Below are 18,386 nucleotides of genomic sequence, written 5' to 3' on the forward strand. Positions count from 1 at the left end.
CCCCTTATTCGTGAGAAATATTTTCGACAATCGTTGAGATTCCCTGCCCTACCCCTACACACATGGTTGCTAAACCATAGCGAGAGCGGCGTCGTTTCATTTCATAAATAAGGGTTGTTAATATCCTCGCCCCACTCGCACCTAATGGATGCCCATATGCTATCGCACCACCGTTTACATTCACCTTCTCTTTATCAAGTCCTAATTCACGAATACAAGCTAAAGATTGTGAAGCAAAAGCTTCATTTAGCTCAATCAAGTCTAGGTCTTCAATCGAAAGGTTGGTCCGCTTTAATGCTTTTCGTGTGGACTCAATTGGACCTAGCCCCATACAAGATGGCTCAACACCAGCAACAGCAGAAACGACATACTTAGCTAATGGTTTCAAACCTAGTTGTTGAGCTTTTTCAGCACTCATCAATAATAAGGCGGCTGCCCCATCATTTACCCCTGAAGCATTACCCGCTGTAACAGATCCATTTGGAAAAAGAGGCTTTAATTTTGCTAGTTTTTCTAGAGTCGTATCAGGACGCGGATGTTCATCGGTTTCGATTGTTATCACATTCCCTTTTCGATCCTTGTAATGGACAGGGATGATTTCATCTTGAAAAAATCCACTCTCCATTGCTTTTGCGGCCCTCTGCTGACTTTCAAAGGCAAACAAATCCTGATCTTCTCGTGAGATTTCATATCGATTGGCGACATTATCAGCCGTCTCCGGCATACTATCAACACCATACATTTCTTTTAAAACAGGATTTGTAAATCTCCAACCTATCGTTGTATCAAACATTTCCATATTACCACGTGGGAAATCATCATTTGGCTTTGCCATGACAAACGGAGCCCTTGTCATACTTTCCGTTCCACCCGCGATAAAAATATCTCCTTCGCCTGCCATAATTGCCCTAGCAACATAATTAACCGCATCCAAACCAGACCCGCAAAGACGATTGACTGTGGTACCAGCAACCCCAATGGGAAGCCCAGCTAAAAGGGAAGACATTCGAGCCACATTACGATTATCTTCACCAGCCTGATTCGCATTACCTAGTACAACTTCCTCGAAGTCGAGGGGATTTAAGCATGGGTTACGCTCTAATAATGCTTTTATAACAATAGCTCCTAAATCATCTGGGCGGATGCTTTTTAAGGCCCCCTTGTAGCGCCCAATTGGTGTTCTTACTGCATCAACAATGACTACTTCCTTCATCCAATAACCTCCCTTCTATTCTTGTTTTCTGTAATCGTAAACTCCCCGTCCAGCTTTCCTGCCTAATCTTCCCGCTTTTACATACTGCTCTAGTAAAGGAGCTGGACGATACTTTTCCCCAAGCTTTTCATGCAAATATTTTAAATTATTAAGTCTAGTATCTAACCCAACTAAGTCTCCAAGCTCAAAAGGGCCCATCGGATAATTAAGTCCTAGTTTAATAGCCTTATCAATTTCTTCTGGAGTTCCAACTCCTTCTTGAAGCATATAAAACGCTTCGTTTCCAACTAAAGCACTGATACGACTCGTTACAAATCCAGGGAATTCATTGATGGTAACCGTTTCTTTCCCCATTCTTTCAGCGGCTAGCTTCACCTTTTCAACCGTTTCATCGCTAGTTTCTAGGCCGCGTACCATTTCAACAAGGCGCATTTTTTGCACAGGATTGAAAAAATGCATAGCCATTACACGATCAGGACGCTTTGTGTAGGAACCAATCTCTGTAGGACTCATCGTTGAGGTGTTTGAAGCGAAGACACATTCAGCAGAAGCATGTTGATCAATCACCTCAAAAATAGATTTCTTGATTTCAGCAACTTCCGGAACCGCTTCAATGACAAGATCCGCTTCCTTTACTGCTGGAATGAGGTGATTGGAATACGTTAATAAAGTCTGCGCCTCATTTGCTTGCTGTTGCGTTATTTTATCCCTTTGCAGGGCTTTTTCAAAAATAAGCTCAATTTCCTTTTGCGCACCTTTTAATTGCTGTTCATTAATGTCTACTAGTGTCGTAGTGAAACCACCCACTGCACTTACATAGGCAATACCACGGCCCATGACCCCTGATCCAATTACCACAATATTTTGCATGTTGATTTACCCCCTTTTCGATGAAAAAAGAAGAGAAGCACTCATTTTTAACAGAGTGCTCTCTTAGTCAATCTATAGTCCAAATGGATTTAACGGACGATTTCCGAAGTAGGAAATCACACTTTTTGTCTCACAATATAAATCTAGTGTTTCGATACATAATTCACGGCCGAAACCAGATTGTTTATAACCGCCAAATGGTGTTCCAGGGAATGCAGAGAACGGACAATTCACCATTACAATTCCAGCTTGGATTTGTTTCGATACTCGAGTTGCACGAGCATAATCCGTTGTCCAAATGGCAGAACCTAGTCCGTAGTCGCTAGTGTTGGCACGCTTTACTACTTCTTTTTCATCCTTAAACGGCAATACCACTACCACTGGGCCAAAAATTTCTTCTTTCACAACCTTCATATCATCATGAACATTGGCAATAATCGTTGGCTCATACCAGAAACCATTTTCGTAGCCTTCAACCTTTGCTTCTTTACCTCCAGTAACAATCGTTGCTCCCTCTTGGATAGCAGATTGTACATAGCCATCAATCACTTCTAATTGTTCACGGTTAATGATAGCCCCAACATGAGTTTCCTTCGCAAAAGGATTGCCAAGCTGCAACTTCTTTGTTTTTTCAACGAATTTTTCCATAAATGCATCGTAAACATCTTCTTGAACATATAAACGTGAACGTGCCTCACAGGACTGTCCGGTATTATAGAAGATTCCAAATAAAGACCCATCAACTGCAGCATCTAAATCTGCATCAGCAAAAACGATATTAGGGGATTTCCCACCTAATTCAAGAGTTACTCGTTTTAACGTTTCAGATGCTCTTGCCATAATATTTTTCCCAATCGGTGTGGAACCAGTGAAAGCCACTTTATCCACTTGCGGATGCTCCACTAGGTAGTTGCCAATTTCAGAGCCAGCTCCAGGAACGATATTGACAACCCCAGCCGGAACACCTGCTTCTAAGCAGATCTCTCCAAGCACGATTGCCGTAAGCGGAGTTAAAGTAGCTGGCTTTACTACTACTGAGCAACCAACGGCAATAGCAGGAGCAATTTTCCAAGCGGCCATCATTAATGGATAATTCCAAGGGATGATTTGCGCACAAACCCCAACCGGCTCTTTTTCCGTAATATTTTGGAACTGTCCAGGCATACTATTATTTGCACCGCGATGGCTCACAATCGCCCCGGCATAAAACTCAAAATCTTCAATCGCTTGCATAACTTGACCTTGAGCCGCTCCAAGAGATTTACCTGTATCTAAAATCTCTAATTCTACTAACTCGTTAAAACGAGAACGCATAATAGAAGCGATTTTATTTAAGGTTCTTGATCTTTTATTTACTGGAGATAAGCGCCACTTACCTAGATCGAAGGCATTACGCGCTGCTTGAACGGCACGCTCAGCATCTTCTTTTGTTGCCTTTGCAATTTTGGCAATAGCCTCACCAGTTGCTGGATTGTAGGTAATGTATGTATCCCCATTGCTGCTTTCCACTCGTTCACCATTAATAATCATCCAGTACATATCACGTTTTGTTTCTAACTGTTCAAATTTTTGCTCTTTAACGGATGTCAATTTCTTCACTCCTTTGATTTAAATCCCTTTAAAAACGGGCTTTCGTTTTTCTAAAAAGGCTCGAACTCCTTCTGCATGATCGACTGTTAATCCAGCGATTCGTTGGCCTTGAGCATCAAGCTCTAAAAATTCATCATAGGTCACATTCCAGCTTGCTCGTAAATTCTTTTTAATTAAAGCGATCGCTTTTGTCGGCATGTTCGCAAGCCGTTCTGCAAATTGAGAAACTTCAGCTTCAAAGGAATCTACTGCTGCGACTTTCGTTACTAGTCCAAGCCGATAAGCATCCTCTGCCGAAACCTTTTCTCCTAATACAGCTAACTCTAATGCTTTTGCATGGCCAATTAACCGTGGTAGAAAATACAAGTTCCCTGAATCTGGTACTAAACCAACATGGATAAATGCTTGAATAAAGCTTGCTTTTTCGCTGGCAATACGAAAATCACAAGCAAGTGCTAAGCTAAATCCGGCACCAGCCGCCACGCCATTGACCGCAGCAATGACTGGTTTTTCACACTTGGATAACGCTCTCATCATCGGATTATAGTGTTGACGAAGTACTTCTCCATGGTCCATATTTTCATCCACATCACCTAAATCCTGTCCAGAACAAAAAGCACGACCTGCCCCTGTGATGACAATAGCGCGAACCTCTTTATCTTTTGAGGCTTCTTTTAACGCTTTTGCCATCTCCTTATTTAGCTGTTTTGTAAACGCATTCAATTTATCGGGGCGATTTAACGTCAGCCACGCGACTTTATTCCGAATTTCATACTGGATTGTTTCAAACATGTCTGACACCCCTTACCTACCTTTAAAATCAGGTTCTCTTTTTTCAATAAAGGCTTTCATACCTTCCTTTTGATCCTCGGTAGAAAATAAAAGCGAAAAATTTTTACGCTCATATTGCATGCCTTCGTATAAAGAAAGATCAATCGCTTTTAAAACGGCTTCTTTAATGTAACGTATAGCAATCGGTGGTTGCTTTGCTAAAGCATGAGCAAACTTTATTGCCTCTTCAAAAAGAACTTCTTTTGAAATGAGCTTGTTGACTATTCCAAACTGGGAAGCTTCTTTTGCAGTAATTCTCGCACCAGTAAAAAGCCATTCCATTGCTTTGGTTTTTCCAACAAGCTTGGTTAAGCGTTGGGTACCTCCAGCACCTGGCATAATTCCAAGATTTACTTCAGGAAATCCGAATTCCGCATCATCTGCTGCCCACAATAAATCGCAGCAAAGGGCTAATTCAAATGCTCCGCCAAGGGCGAAACCGTGAACAACGCCGATAATCGGTTTCTTAATCCAGGCAATTCGATCCCAATCAGTGAATTGATTCAACAGCTCTAAGTCAGTAGAATGAACCTCAGCCATTTCATCGATATCGGCTCCTGCCGCAAATGCGCGTCCCACTCCACTTAGTAAAATCACCCGTATGTCATTGTCTTGGTCAAAGGATTCTAACGCATGAAGGATTTCTGAAACCATTTGACGATTTAGCGCATTTAAAACTTTTGGCCGATTTAACTGAATATGCGCAATCGGCCCATCAGTATGGACTAAAATATACTGATACGTATTACTCATTCACTTCCTCACCAATCATCAGCGTGATAATATCACCCGCAAAGGACATGGCATCTTTACCAGAAGCCTTACCTTCCTCCGTCTTCATGGCTGCTTTTAAAGAATCCATATCGTCATAGTACATTTCACACATTAAATAGTACTTACCTTCTCCACCCATTGGGCTGCCGACAATCTTCGTTACTTCCATTTTTCGTAAACCTGGGATTTTGGCAGTTATTGGCGCATGAACATTGAAATAGTGGTCATCAAATGCTTCCTTGTTTTCAGGATGTTTGTATAAAGCGATCATTTTAATCATATTTTTCATCTCCTAAAGTTGGTTTTAATAGTTTTATAACAAATCTATTTATATGCTTATGAAAATTACTTTTATTCTATGATTGTCGCAATTCTTTACAAATTAGCCATTGGCTTCATTGCTTCAAATGGATTTTTACAACTTTTACAATATAGGATACTGCGACAAGCTGTTGGTCCGAACAAGTTTTCAAGCGTCGTATAGGTTGAGCCGCAATAGGGGCAATCAACCTTCCACTCTCCTGTTTCGGAAAAGAATTGGGGCGGAGGGGCAATTCCAAATTCAAGTAATTGCCTCCGTCCTTCTTCCGTTATTCTGTCAGAGGTCCAAGGCGGACTTAATAAAAATTCCACTTCTATGGCAATCGTTTCAGCAACTTGACTTACTGCACTTTTAACATTATTTTTTATGATTTCTAATGCAGGGCAGCCAAGAAAAGTAGGTAACAAAAAGATCGTTACCTTCTCAGGACTATTTGTGATTTTTTCCAGCATCCCTAATTCGACAATGGATACGGTTGAAATTTCAGGATCCTTCACTGTTTGAAGCGCTTTCAAAATAGCTGATTCAAGAATTTCTTTTTGCGGCAGCATTCCGTCACCTGCTTTCATTACCATGCAGCAGTCGGATCCATTTGATATACTTCATTAAGTGTAGATAGTGCATCATCTAAATCCTTAGTATGCTCGCCTAATCGTCCATTACCAGTTTTCATCGCAAAAGGTGGAAGTGAAAGCTGTAAATCTTCAATTACCGGCTGTATCATTTGGAACCATTGGTTTTTTAATTCTTTTGAGCTTAGGATAAGGCCTGATCCGACCATTTCCTTTTCATAAGAGCCTAGGTGAAAAACGCCATCCATATCTTCCGCAACAATACTGATAGCTGCTTCCATTCTCGTTCTCGCTTCCCCGCCCGCTTTTATTAACTGGCTGAACCAAGTTTTCCAATGAAGATGGTGATAATAGAGTTCTAGATTAATTTTGATAGCCGCTTCTGCTAAAGGTAGATAACTACTATTTTTCAAGGATTCAATTTTTACTTTTTTAGCCAGTACATAAAAATAATTACGGACAACAGCAAAAGCCCAATCATACCGTGGTTCTACAAGATAATGTCCTGGCCCATTTACTTTTTCTAGTAAAATAGCATTTTTACGGTCGCTAGACGCTCTGCTATGCGCTAAGTCATTTGCATCACCAGCACCTAAACCTTCTAATAATTGATAGAACATAGCTGCATGCCCCATTGTATCCTGACTAATCGAAGAAAATGCAACATCCTCTTCGATATGAGGAGCTAACCCTAACCATTCAGATCCACGGTAGGAAATGATAAAATCATCATCAGCCATTTGAAAAAGCAAGTCTAGGAGGGCTTTGTTGTCAGTAATTTTCGCATCAATATTATTCGTGTTGGTCATATTGACGTTTCCCTCCCCATGACATAATTTCTTTTTCATCTAACATTCCTTGTTCATATTGACGCCATTTCTTTTTTAAATACCCATATCCTTTTGTATTCCGGTAATCCTTGTTGTCAAGTCGATATAATGAATCCTTTTCTTCGCGATTCATTTTTCGGATATGCTCTCTCTTTACAACCCAAATATCCGCTACAGGCTCTCTTCTCATAAAATTTTCTTGAGCCATTACTAGTGCCATTTCTTCGTTAGGAGCTAATAAAGAAAATTGATATTGCATCGGAGAGATATCCGTTCTTTTACTAAATACTTCAAACTCTTGAAAGAAGCCTTCGCTTCCCATCGACCTTCCCCCTTTTTATTAACCAAGTGCAGCGCGGACCCATTCATTTGTCTCATAGGAGATTTTACGAAGACGTAAACGTTCTTTTGATTTTGGTCCGTTATTTTTAATAATCTCCTTAAATTGACTCCAATCGGGTTGCTTATAAATCCACTTTTGCTGGGTCGCATCAAAATGCATCGTATCATCAGGAAGCTTTAGCCCTAGAGAAAGCATTCTCGGAATGTATTTGCTAAAGAAATCCTGACGCAATTCTTCATTGGTTTTAGTACGAATGCCATATTTTATGGTAATGTCTTGTTTTGTTGTTCCCGTTGTCGAAGCATCTCCAGGTCCGAAAAACATTAATAACGAATCCCACCATCTATTAATAGAGTCCTGAATCATCGCTTTTTGTTCCGGTGTTCCCTCGGCTAATGCCATGATAATGGATTCTCCGTGCTGTGCATGAAAGACTTCTTCAGCGCAGATACGCTTCAATGCTCTTGCATATGGGCCGTAGGAGGCATCAAGCATATTAGTTTGCGTGATGATGGCCGCACCATCCACTAACCAACCAATTAATCCAGCATCAGCCCAGGTTGGAGCTTCCATATGAAAAACGTTATGAAACTTTAAATCTCCTGAAAATAAATCTTCCATAATGTTTTCACGGTTTTTGCCATAAGGTTTCATTAAATCTTCCGCTACCCTTAATAACAATTGACCATGACCCATTTCGTCCTGGACCTTCGCCATTATCCCTAATTTTCTTCTTAATGATGGCGCCTTCGGAACCCATTCTTTTTCAGGGAGCGCTCCCATAATTTCGCTAATCCCATGCATGGAAATTAACTTGATCAAGGTTTTGCGGTACTCATCAGGCATCCAATCATCCGCCTCAATTTTTTCTCCCTTTTGAATCCGTTCCATAAAAAGTTGGTAATTTTCTTCTTCTCTTAATTGTTGTTGGGATGAAACTCTATCACTCAAAACTTTCCACCTCCAGCATATGTCTGATAAACAGTATTAAGATTATAAAACATTTATATAACGTTTATTTATCGTAATACTATTTATGTGTTATATGTTTTAGAACAAAGATACCGTGTAAATAGTGAAAAGTCAATATATTTATCTGAAAATTAACACATTTCCTCGCATGATTTCATCGCTTTAAAGCACCGGGGGTCAGACCCCCGGTGCTTTAAAGCGATGAAATGTTGGTTTTTTACATTTATTACGGTTATTACCTTAAGTTTGATATATATCACAGTATTTTCTAATGACTTGACGTAAAATGAGAACGAAATTTTCAAATGGTTGGGGAGCCACTTGAGAAATTTCATGGGAGATAAATAGAAACTGGAGGGGAAGAAATGTATCAACAAATCGCTTGGACTGTGACATTGTTTCTGGTTTTCCTTATTGCACTAGCATTCGCTTTTGTATACGGAGAGTCAGGCAGATTAAAGGAATACGGTCCAATCCAAAAAAAAGGCTACAAAATTAGAAAGTACTATTTCATTGGAGTTCTTGCCGTAATGGCCGTGGTTTCCGGAATGACATTAACAAAGCTTCCTTATCACCACCAACATGGTGTTTCAGCAAATGAATTAAAAGTTATTGAGGTAAAAGGATTTCAATTTGGATGGGAACTTAGTAACGAGGAATTTGTGGTTGGGGAACCTATTGAATTCCGAGTAACAAGTAAAGATGTCACTCATGGTTTTGGTTTATATGATCAAAACATGAAACTAATTGCTCAAACTCAAGCCATGCCAGAGTATACGAATTCTGTCTACCATACTTTTGATAAACCAGGAAAATATAAAATTCTTTGCCTGGAATACTGCAGCGTTGGTCATCATGTTATGGTCAAAGAAATTACGGTAAAAGATAAGGGGGCAAACTAAAATGGAATACACAATTAAACCCTTAGCTAAAAGAGGAATTATGTTCCATCTTATTACGACAGCCATAGTCATATTACTTATGATGGTATTCGGGGTTTTGATGTTACTTAATCAAGGAGAAATGCTTGAACTTTCTCCAGAATTATTTTATAAAATCATGACAGCACACGGAACTGGTATGGTAGGGATTGCAGCACTTGGTGGTTTATCAATCATGTGGTATTTTCTATCCAAATACTTACCGCTTAATCCAAAGGTACTTATTCTAAATTTTATTATGTTTCTATTAGGTGTCGCTTTAATATTACTCGGGATATTTGCTTTTAACTTTTCAGATGGATGGACATTTTTATATCCGCTGCCATCAAAATCAGCTGAATTTAATGGTTCTATAGGTGCCTTATTTTTCTTATTTGGTTTACTCCTTTTAGGATCAGGATTTTTAATCATATATGGATACGTTGCCTATCATATTACTCGTATTTACGGTGGGCTTCACAAAGCTTTAGGTTGGGATTATATTTTAGGAAAAAAAACGGGCTATGGTCCACCATCCGCAATTGTGGCAAGTACAATGGTTGTTATTTGTAACTCCACCGCGATTTTAGCAGGAGCAACAGTGATTGTATTTTCCATTTTAAATATTTTAAATCCAGCAATCTCTATTGATCCGCTTTTAGCAAAACATTTAACCTATGCATTCGGTCATATTTTTGCCAATGCTACGATTTACATGGCTGTTATTGCTGTTTACGAAGGACTTTCTGCTGCAACCAATCGCCCATGGAAATCAAATAAAGCGTTCTTAATCGCATGGAATTTTTCTACTTTATTTACTTTAATGATTTATACCCATCACTTATTAATGGATTTTGCCGTACCAAAATGGATGCTCATTATTGGACAAGTTTTTTCATACGCAAATGGATTACCAGTTATGGTCGTAACCGCATATGGAGCCTTAATGATTGTCTACCGTTCCGGAATTAAATGGTCATTTTGGTCCCTATTATTCTTTTTATCCATGTTTGGCTGGTTAGCTGGTGCGATTCCTGCCATTATTGATGCGACAATTGTCATCAATCATATTATGCATAATACAAAATGGGTCCCTGGCCACTTCCATATGTATATGGGAATGGGTGTAATCACTATGATATTTGGTTTTATGTCTTACTTTAATAACCAAGAAGGAAAAGTAAAGGAAAATGGTTGGGATCTTTTCAGTATCGTATTATACTTCATTTTCTTCTTAGGATTAACTGGTTCATTTTTATATGCAGGCAGCATTAGTGTTCCACGCCGCTGGGCAGAACATTTACCACAATGGGTCGCATCTGACCAAGTTGGGGCGGTATGTGGTATCCTCATTATTTTTGCAAGTATCATCTTCACGATAAGATTTTTTATGGGAATTGTAAGCGTAGGCAAAGAAAAGCAATCCAATCTTACTAAATCAGCTTAACGCGTCAAAGCGCTGGGGGTCAGACCCCCAGCGCTTTAATGCGTAAAAGCAGGAATATTTTTTCCCGATATAGAAATATTATAGTGAATGATTTTTAAAGGAGGTCTGCTTCGTGGAACAAGCAATCGTTACATATCTCTCTGAAAACAGAGAAAAACATTTAAATGAATTAAAGGAATTTTTAGCTATTCCTAGCATTAGTTCTCTTCCAGAACATAAAGAGGATGTTCAAAAAGCCGCTCAATGGATGGCCAACTCTTTAACAGGTATCGGAATGGAAAAGGTTGAAATTCATCAAACAAAAGGTCATCCAGTGGTAACGGGAGAGTGGTTAAAAGCTGAAGGAAGTCCCACTGTCCTTATCTATGGGCACTATGATGTTCAGCCTGTTGATCCTCTTCATCTATGGGACAGCCCTCCCTTTGAAGCAGAAATCCGTAACGAAAAGATTTACGCTCGTGGGTCAAGTGACGATAAAGGACAAGTATTTATGCATGTAAAAGCATTACAAGCCATCCTTGAAACTACTGGTACCCTTCCAATCAATGTAAAATTTTTAATTGAAGGTGAAGAGGAAGTCGGAAGTCCAAATCTCCCTTCTTTTGTTGAGGAACATAAAGAAAAATTATCATCAGATCTTATTGTCATTTCTGATACAAGCATGATGGAACGCGGAAAACCTACTATTTGTTACGGACTCAGAGGACTTTGCGGAGTACAAATCGATGTAAAAGGTCCTTCTAGCGACCTACACTCCGGCTTATACGGCGGTACCATTCATAATCCAATTCACGCACTAGTTGAAATTGTAAATTCCTTTCATAATGAAAAGGGGCAAATTACAGTAGATGGTTTTTATGATAAAGTTCAAGAACTATCTGCAGATGAAAAAGAAGCGTATAATGCACTAGGTATTAAAGACGAATCTTTCATCAAGCAGCTTGGAGTACCTGAAATGTATGGAGAAGAAGGTTACACGACTCTGGAAAGAACATGGGTTCGTCCTACGCTAGATGTGAATGGAATCTACGGAGGATTTCAAGGGGAAGGAATCAAAACAGTTATCCCTTCTGAAGCACATGCAAAAATCACCTGTCGCCTTGTACCTGATCAGGATCCAGATGAAATTGCTGCCCTTCTACAAGAGCACGTAAAAGCACACACACCACCGGGAGTAACGGTTAATGTTTCTTTATTTGATAAGGGAGCACCTTTTGTAACTCCATTTGATCATCCTGCCATTCAAGCAGCTGGCCGTGCGTATGAAAAGGTTTATAATGTTCCCACTTCCTATACTCGTGGTGGAGGTTCAATTCCAATCGTAGCAACCTTTGATCAAATTTTAGAAAAGCCAGTGGTATTAATGGGCTTTGGTCTTCCAGATGAAAATTTCCATGCTCCAAACGAACATTTCCATTTAGAAAACTTCGATAAAGGGATGGAAACCCTTTGTCATTATTGGTATGAATTAGAAGAATCTCTATAATAAAGAAGCTGACTCCTGTATAAATGAGGGAGTCAGCTTTCTTAAATTATGCGTTTCCAAGTAAACTTTCTAAAACTCTTTGTACTTCATAGCCTTTACGGAATGAAACAAGAAGTGCTTCTTCCCCATTCATAGCTTTTACCAGTTCTTCTACTAAATCATATTTGTCTTCACGTTGAAGAGGATGTGTAACAGGTGCCTGGTCGCCTTCAGATGAGGATAAAACGCTCCAGTTTGTGATTTCAACCGTTCCTTTGTCTCCATATACCTTAAAGGAGATATGTTCTTTTTGTCCAATATTACTTAAGCCATTGAACATAACGGTTGTACCGTTTTCAAGCTCCATTCTAGCAACAAACCCATTTTCACAAAGAGTTGGGTCTTCAGGATAGTCCACAAACGATTGTACATTTTTCAAATTACCGAAAACATCTTGAACCATTTGGATATAATGTGGTCCAACCTCGCGAATATAACCACCTTGTTCCCTGCTTGCAATCCAATCGTTTTTCTGCCATGCGCGTGGCCAAGTCGTAAAATACATTTGTACTTCTACACGTTTTACCGTACCTATTTCACCATTAACAATTTTTTCTTTAAAACTTTGAAAAACATTGGAATACACCATTGGAAAATTAATCGCATTTACAATATTAGCTTCTTCTGCTGCTTGAGCCATCTCGGAGGCTTCGGAAATCGAATTTGCCAGCGGTTTTTCACATAAGAAATTCTTCTTCGCACTTATGATATCAAGTGCAATCCGATGATGAAATTTAGGTGGAACGGCTAAATATACTAAATTAATAGAATCATCCTTAAGCATTTCTTTATAATTTGTATATGTAGTAACATTATGTTTTTGTTTAATTGCTTCTAAACGATTTTCACTCACATCACAAACTGCTGCAACTTCCGTTAAAGGATGTTGAACGAATTTATTTAATACTCTTTCCCCAATAGCACCAAGGCCGATTACCCCTACTTTTACTGTCATAGCAAACACTCCAAATCTTTCAGATTTCGAAACAAATCTATTTTACCATTAAATTCAGAAATATTAAAAAGAAAAAATAGAATTAAAAGCAGAAGAATTTTCATAAAAATTTACCCCTTTAATTCGTGAGGCTTATTCCTCGAAGATTTAAAGGGGTAAAATAAACTTTCTCTCTTTATCTCATTCTATGGTAATCACTTTGAAAGTTTATCAATGATTTTCTTTATATTTTCTTTTGGACTCCAACAATTGAACTGGTAGTCAGGCTTGGTATCATAGCCCAGTCGAACACAGGAGTAACGCATCCCCGATTGGGATTTTTCTGCTTTAAAATTTACACACGTCGCACAACATTGAAAATTTTTCATACTAGCATTCCATTACCCACTTTACCACATTAATGCACTGGGGGTCTGACCCCCGGTGCGTTAATGTGGTAAAGGATGGAGTTTCCTCCCTTCGGTCCATTCTTTTGGTAGTAGCCTTTGGTATTTATTCTCTAGGAATCGGTCATCAATCAGAATAATGGTCCCTTCGTCTTCTTCTGACCTTATGAGTCGTCCTCCCGCTTGAAGAACTTTGTTGATCCCAGGATAAACATAGGAATAGTCATAGCCCTTTTTCCCGACTTTATTAAAGTAATCCTTTATTAAATCGCGTTCCAGTCCAATTTGAGGCAAGCCCACTCCAACAATGACTACCCCGTTCAAGCGATCTCCCTTCAGGTCAACACCTTCTGAAAAGATGCCTCCTAAAACAGCAAAGCCTACTAAAGTTTCTGTTTTATTTGGCTGAAAAGCCAAGAGAAAATCCTCTCTTTCCTGTTCGGACATCCCTTGGCCCTGAAGTAGAACTTCAACAACTATATCTTCATCCATAAAAAGCTCATACACTGACATCATATATTGATAGGAAGGGAAAAAGATCAAAAAGTTCCCTTGCTGATTTTTTACCAATTCAGCAAGAATTTTTACAATTTGCGATTTGGTCCTCTCTCTGTCTTTAAATCTAGTTGATAAAGGTTCAATATGGAAAGCTACTTGATCACGATCAAATGGTGAAGGTATCCCAATCAAATAATCTTCTTCACTTGCACCTAATAAATTTTGGTAATAATCAATCGGTGTTAAGGTGGCGGAAAAATATATTTTAGAACGATATCCTTTTGTCATTTGCTTTAAATGGTTGGAAGGGTCGAGACAGAACATTTTTAGTTTGACTTCATTTTTCTCCATTTCGATAAATGTAATAAATCGCTCGTCATAAAGCTTTTGTATTCTAAGGAAGTTATACGTTAAAAAATAAGTTTCTAATAACTGTTCATCTGTTGTCGTTCCAGCTTGATGTAATAATTCATGCTCCGCTTCTTTTCGGAACTGCTCTAAAGATACTAAAAAATCCTCTGATACCTTTTCAAAAATAACAGAATCGTTTTCTTTAGCCAGTTTCTTTAACAATAAAAACTGATTATTAATCTCTTTAGCGGTTTGAGATAATATCATATTTTTGCCTTCATATGCTTTTTTCAGCGCCAAAAAACTAGATTTCAAGATTTCAGCTGAAAACATTTCTTTAGCACGATCAACTAAGTTATGGGCTTCATCTACTAATAAAACCGTTTCCTTTTTTTGATCTTCAAAAAGTCTCTTAAGTGAGATTCTTGGATCAAAAATATAGTTATAATCACAAATCACCACATCGGCTGCGTATGAAAGATCCAACGAAAACTCAAACGGGCAAAGCATATGTTTTCTAGCATACTTTTCAATGATTTGCCGGTCTAAGGATTCTTCATTTTGCAAAATATCCAAAATACCACCATTTAAGCGATCATAATACCCATTTGCAAACTCACAATAATCCTTTTGACATAACGTTTTTTCTTTCAAACAGGCTTTCTCCTTGGCTGTAATAGTCACGGAGTGTAAACAAAGCCCATTTCCTTTCATTAACTGAAAGGCTTCCTCTGCTGTTTGCCTTGTAATCGTTTTAGCTGTTAAATAAAATACTTTTTCAATCCCATTTGTTTGAAATGTCTTAATGGCTGGAAAAGTGGTAGATATGGTTTTGCCAATACCGGTTGGGGCCATCGCAAATAAGTTTTGCTTATCTGAAATCGTCTTAAAAACAGCACCCGCTAGCTTTCGTTGCCCTTTGCGAAACTGCTCAAATGGAAATGATAACTTTTCGATACTCGCATTTCTATTTTGCTGATGTTTAAGTCGTAGTTCAGCATAAGGAGCATATTTTGCAATGACATCATAAACAAATTCTTCTAATTCACCTATTTGACATCGTTGAACAAACTGCTTTTTATCCTCATTGTTAATATTAAAGTACGTTAATTGTACGGTTAATTCTTTTATGCCTTGTTGCTTGGCGTATATATAGGCATAAAATTTGGCCTGTGCCCAATGGACAGGATAACTAGATTCTGAAATCATGGACAAGTCATGGGAAGTAGACTTAATTTCGTCGATGGTCACTTGCTCTGCATTCATTAAAATTCCATCACAGCGGCCTTCGATTTCGTATAAAATGCGATTCCATTCTAACTCAATGTTCAAAGGTACTTCTTTAAGGTCAACTTCTTCATATGTTTGTTGAATCTTTTGATGTGCCTTCGTTCCTTCTGTCATAGCTTGGGATGTTCGAAAACGTTGGTCAATACTTCCGCTTTGAAAAACATATTCAACTAAAGATCTGATTGAAATTTTTACACGATTACTCACAACATCCCTCCCCTGGACTCACTATAATGAACTCAATAAAAAGGCTTAGAAAATGAAATTCTAAACCCTATCTTCAGGCCCTTCTTCAACCTTGATCACTGGTATTATTTTAATACTTGTAAAAATTTCTCATTTCTTACAGTCTTTTCTTCTTCACTTGAGAGATCATATTTTTTCAATAAATGAAAGATTTCGTTTAGTTTTTCTTGAGAATGAGCAACCGAAAAAAACGAACTGAATAATTCTTTCACTTCTTCTGGTAAAAAATCGCTTTGTGACTCAAATTTTTTCTTTACATCTTCAATCGAATGATCGATTTGGCATTGACTCATGATTTTAACCTCCAATTAAATGGTTTGTCTTTTCATTATAGAATAAATTAACACAACTCACTATAAAAAAATCCAGTCTATTCGACTGGATGATTATTGTTCTAACGCGGTTTTAATTGGATGTTGCTTTCCTTTTTTCAATGTGAAGTATAACCAAATAAATACAAAAGCACTCGATGCACGTATTATAGTCGATATGGTCATAGCAACATTTATGTTGGTAGTCTCTAGTAAAAATACACCAAATTGTGGCGCAACAAATCCAATTATCGCCAACAATACATTATAGTTAGCAATATAATTACTACGATTTTCCTCTTCTGTCACTTCTAAAAGCTGATTAAACAGGATTAAAACCGTACCTGATACAAACAAACCAGTAAATATATTAGTAGCCAGTAAATAATATAAGTTTTTAGATAATATTGTTAAAACTGGTGCCGTTGCCATACCAAGGGAACAATAAATAAGCATTTTAGCGTTGGTATGCTTATCAGCCATTTTCCCCCACCATTTATAACTTGCAACCTGCGCAATTGAATTAGCCACCCCAAACAAACTAATCCATAATCCAGTTGCATGTGCATCTTTAATTTGATAAATATTAAAAAGCGGCCATGCCATTTGCCATCCAAAGTTGAAATACAGGGCACAAAAAAGGAAGATTAAGAAACGTTTATCTTTTAATATTCCCCAGTCAAAGCTAAGCTTTTTATTTACGAAAGAAGAATGTTGTTTCTCCTTTTTTCTTTCTACATGTTTTAATAAAAAATACATTTCCAATACACCAAAAATAAACGCAAAAAAGAATATAAATTGATAAGGTACAGGATTCGCTTTATCAAATTGTTGAAGAAGGATTCCCATTAAAAACGTCGAAATCATCCCGACAATGGTAAGAACTCGATTTCGTTCACTAAAAAAGCCACTCCTACGATGATCCGGGATTAAGTCTCCAATAAAGGATTGCCAGCTTAAAAGAGTAAAAGACCCAGGCAAATTCATAAATCCAATTAATAACACAAAAACCCAACTTCTGTATTCATCAGGTACATACATGATAAAGACCATCGCAAAAACAAAAAGTCTAGTAAATAATATGGATAGTGCAGTAAACTTCTTCTTTTCTTCTAATCTACTAAGTAAAAATGACCCAAGTATCATAGCGAACATTCCAATAAATTGCGGCAGAGAAGAAATTAATCCAACCTGATAATTCGTTGCTCCTAATACACTAATCGCAAATAAGGAGAAATAATTATTACTAATACTAGTAACAACCGTTGAAGCTATTCCATTTAAAATGCTGTACCGCTCATTATGTTTAATCGTACTTAAATCCTGCTCCACAATTTCATCCTCTTTCTCCACATTAATCGCTATACCTCTCACATCACCGCTTTAACGTGCCGGGGGTCAGACCCCCGGTACGTTGAAGCGGTGATGTGTTTACTTATTTTCAAATTATTTCAACTCATTTTACTACGGAAGACGAAATAATAAAAGTGAATTTTTAGTAAAATGTGTAGATTAGTTTGATGAAATATTTGGGATAATATCAACGAATCTAATGAAAAGGAGCAAAATATATGAACCAGGAACAATTAAGGGAAAAAATAGAAGAAATTTTAAATGATTCTAATGTCGGTACTTTAGCAACCGTAGAAAAAAATAAACCTCATTCAAGATATATGACATTCCATCATGAAGGTTTGACATTATATACTGCTACAAGTACAGAAACCCATAAGATAGAGGAGCTCGAACAGAATCCAAATGTACATATTTTATTAGGATATGAAGGAAAAGGATATGGAGACGGTTACTTAGAAATTGAGGGTACAGCCAAGATTCGTGACGATGAATTGAAAACAAAATTATGGAATGAAAAAATGGCAAACTGGTTTGATGGTCCAAATGATCCAAATTATATTGTTCTTCAAATAGATCCTTCACAGATACGCTTAATGAATAACGAAGGTGATTCTTCTCCAAACATATTACAGCTCTAGAAATCACCTACTCAAGAAAGCTTCTCTATTTAAGAAGCTTTTTTTAGTGCTTTCTACCTATATTCGTAAAAGTTTTAATAGTTTATATATTCTAACAACTATCCCTCTGCTATACTAAAAGTATTTATTACCTGAACTACCTTAAG

18 protein-coding genes are annotated in these 18,386 nt (G+C 37.9%); 4 read left to right on the forward strand and 14 right to left on the reverse strand.

Annotation, left to right across the window (positions count from 1 at the left end):
* Nucleotides 1–4: 4 nt before the first annotated feature.
* The 10 genes from pcaF to paaA all read right to left on the reverse strand — a co-directional run bounded on the left by pcaF (nucleotide 5) and on the right by paaA (nucleotide 8,236).
* The gene (gene pcaF, locus ACSBPO_RS12155; protein ID WP_442593580.1) at nucleotides 5–1,213 is read right to left on the reverse strand and encodes a 3-oxoadipyl-CoA thiolase; all 1,209 of its coding nucleotides are present in this window, start codon (nucleotides 1,211–1,213) and stop codon (nucleotides 5–7) included.
* 15 nt (nucleotides 1,214–1,228) lie between these two features.
* A complete protein-coding gene (locus ACSBPO_RS12160; RefSeq protein WP_442593582.1) occupies nucleotides 1,229–2,083 on the reverse strand; it encodes a 3-hydroxyacyl-CoA dehydrogenase in 855 nt (284 codons plus the stop codon).
* Between the two features lie 72 nt (nucleotides 2,084–2,155).
* On the reverse strand, nucleotides 2,156–3,673 hold the full coding sequence (locus tag ACSBPO_RS12165) for an aldehyde dehydrogenase family protein (RefSeq protein WP_442593584.1): 1,518 nt from the start codon (nucleotides 3,671–3,673) through the stop codon (nucleotides 2,156–2,158).
* A gap of 18 nt (nucleotides 3,674–3,691) precedes the next feature.
* Entirely contained in the window at nucleotides 3,692–4,465 is a 774-nt protein-coding gene (locus tag ACSBPO_RS12170) for an enoyl-CoA hydratase-related protein (RefSeq protein ID WP_442593586.1), read from the reverse strand.
* A 12-nt stretch (nucleotides 4,466–4,477) separates the two neighbouring features.
* Complete coding sequence (locus ACSBPO_RS12175; protein ID WP_442593588.1) at nucleotides 4,478–5,257, reverse strand: enoyl-CoA hydratase-related protein; 780 nt, start codon at nucleotides 5,255–5,257, stop codon at nucleotides 4,478–4,480.
* Complete coding sequence (locus tag ACSBPO_RS12180; RefSeq protein WP_442593590.1) at nucleotides 5,250–5,558, reverse strand: EthD family reductase; 309 nt, start codon at nucleotides 5,556–5,558, stop codon at nucleotides 5,250–5,252. The genes ACSBPO_RS12175 and ACSBPO_RS12180 overlap by 8 nt, the downstream gene beginning before the upstream one ends.
* A 95-nt stretch (nucleotides 5,559–5,653) precedes the next feature.
* Nucleotides 5,654–6,175: a 1,2-phenylacetyl-CoA epoxidase subunit PaaD gene (gene paaD / locus ACSBPO_RS12185; RefSeq protein ID WP_442593592.1), complete on the reverse strand. Its 522-nt coding sequence runs from the start codon at nucleotides 6,173–6,175 to the stop codon at nucleotides 5,654–5,656.
* A complete protein-coding gene (gene paaC, locus ACSBPO_RS12190; RefSeq protein WP_442593594.1) occupies nucleotides 6,169–6,981 on the reverse strand; it encodes a 1,2-phenylacetyl-CoA epoxidase subunit PaaC in 813 nt (270 codons plus the stop codon). Before paaC ends, paaD begins: the two co-directional genes overlap by 7 nt.
* A complete protein-coding gene (paaB, locus tag ACSBPO_RS12195; protein ID WP_442593596.1) occupies nucleotides 6,965–7,324 on the reverse strand; it encodes a 1,2-phenylacetyl-CoA epoxidase subunit PaaB in 360 nt (119 codons plus the stop codon). Before paaB ends, paaC begins: the two co-directional genes overlap by 17 nt.
* 18 nt (nucleotides 7,325–7,342) lie before the next feature.
* Nucleotides 7,343–8,236: a 1,2-phenylacetyl-CoA epoxidase subunit PaaA gene (gene paaA / locus ACSBPO_RS12200; RefSeq protein WP_442600358.1), complete on the reverse strand. Its 894-nt coding sequence runs from the start codon at nucleotides 8,234–8,236 to the stop codon at nucleotides 7,343–7,345.
* 446 nt (nucleotides 8,237–8,682) lie between these two features.
* On the opposite strand from paaA, the gene ACSBPO_RS12205 reads away from it, so the two are divergent.
* From ACSBPO_RS12205 to ACSBPO_RS12215, 3 genes are all read left to right on the forward strand, one after another.
* Nucleotides 8,683–9,219 carry a cytochrome c oxidase subunit II gene (locus ACSBPO_RS12205; protein ID WP_442593598.1) on the forward strand — a complete coding sequence of 179 codons (537 nt, stop codon included), beginning with the start codon at nucleotides 8,683–8,685 and terminating at the stop codon, nucleotides 9,217–9,219.
* A 1-nt stretch (nucleotide 9,220) separates the two neighbouring features.
* Nucleotides 9,221–10,684, forward strand: a complete 1,464-nt coding sequence (locus tag ACSBPO_RS12210) for a cbb3-type cytochrome c oxidase subunit I (RefSeq protein WP_442593600.1) — start codon at nucleotides 9,221–9,223, stop codon at nucleotides 10,682–10,684.
* Between the two features lie 112 nt (nucleotides 10,685–10,796).
* Complete coding sequence (locus ACSBPO_RS12215) at nucleotides 10,797–12,170, forward strand: dipeptidase (RefSeq protein ID WP_442593602.1); 1,374 nt, start codon at nucleotides 10,797–10,799, stop codon at nucleotides 12,168–12,170.
* 46 nt (nucleotides 12,171–12,216) lie between these two features.
* Here ACSBPO_RS12215 and ACSBPO_RS12220 read toward each other — a convergent pair whose 3' ends face one another.
* The 4 genes from ACSBPO_RS12220 to ACSBPO_RS12235 form a co-directional block, all read right to left on the reverse strand.
* On the reverse strand, nucleotides 12,217–13,164 hold the full coding sequence (locus ACSBPO_RS12220) for a Gfo/Idh/MocA family protein (protein ID WP_442593604.1): 948 nt from the start codon (nucleotides 13,162–13,164) through the stop codon (nucleotides 12,217–12,219).
* 428 nt (nucleotides 13,165–13,592) lie between these two features.
* Entirely contained in the window at nucleotides 13,593–15,896 is a 2,304-nt protein-coding gene (locus ACSBPO_RS12225) for an ATP-dependent DNA helicase (protein WP_442593606.1), read from the reverse strand.
* Nucleotides 15,897–16,000: 104 nt separating this feature from the next.
* Nucleotides 16,001–16,228 (reverse strand): hypothetical protein, encoded by a 228-nt coding sequence (locus tag ACSBPO_RS12230; RefSeq protein ID WP_442593607.1) that lies wholly within the window; start codon nucleotides 16,226–16,228, stop codon nucleotides 16,001–16,003.
* A 93-nt stretch (nucleotides 16,229–16,321) separates the two neighbouring features.
* Complete coding sequence (locus ACSBPO_RS12235) at nucleotides 16,322–17,578, reverse strand: MFS transporter (RefSeq protein WP_442593609.1); 1,257 nt, start codon at nucleotides 17,576–17,578, stop codon at nucleotides 16,322–16,324.
* A gap of 239 nt (nucleotides 17,579–17,817) precedes the next feature.
* Between ACSBPO_RS12235 and ACSBPO_RS12240 the strand changes: the two genes are divergently transcribed.
* Entirely contained in the window at nucleotides 17,818–18,240 is a 423-nt protein-coding gene (locus tag ACSBPO_RS12240) for a pyridoxamine 5'-phosphate oxidase family protein (protein ID WP_442593611.1), read from the forward strand.
* Nucleotides 18,241–18,386: the final 146 nt, after the last annotated feature.

The sequence above is a fragment of the Neobacillus sp. D3-1R genome (assembly GCF_052180215.1).
Classification (GTDB): Bacteria; Bacillota; Bacilli; order Bacillales; family Cytobacillaceae; genus Pseudoneobacillus.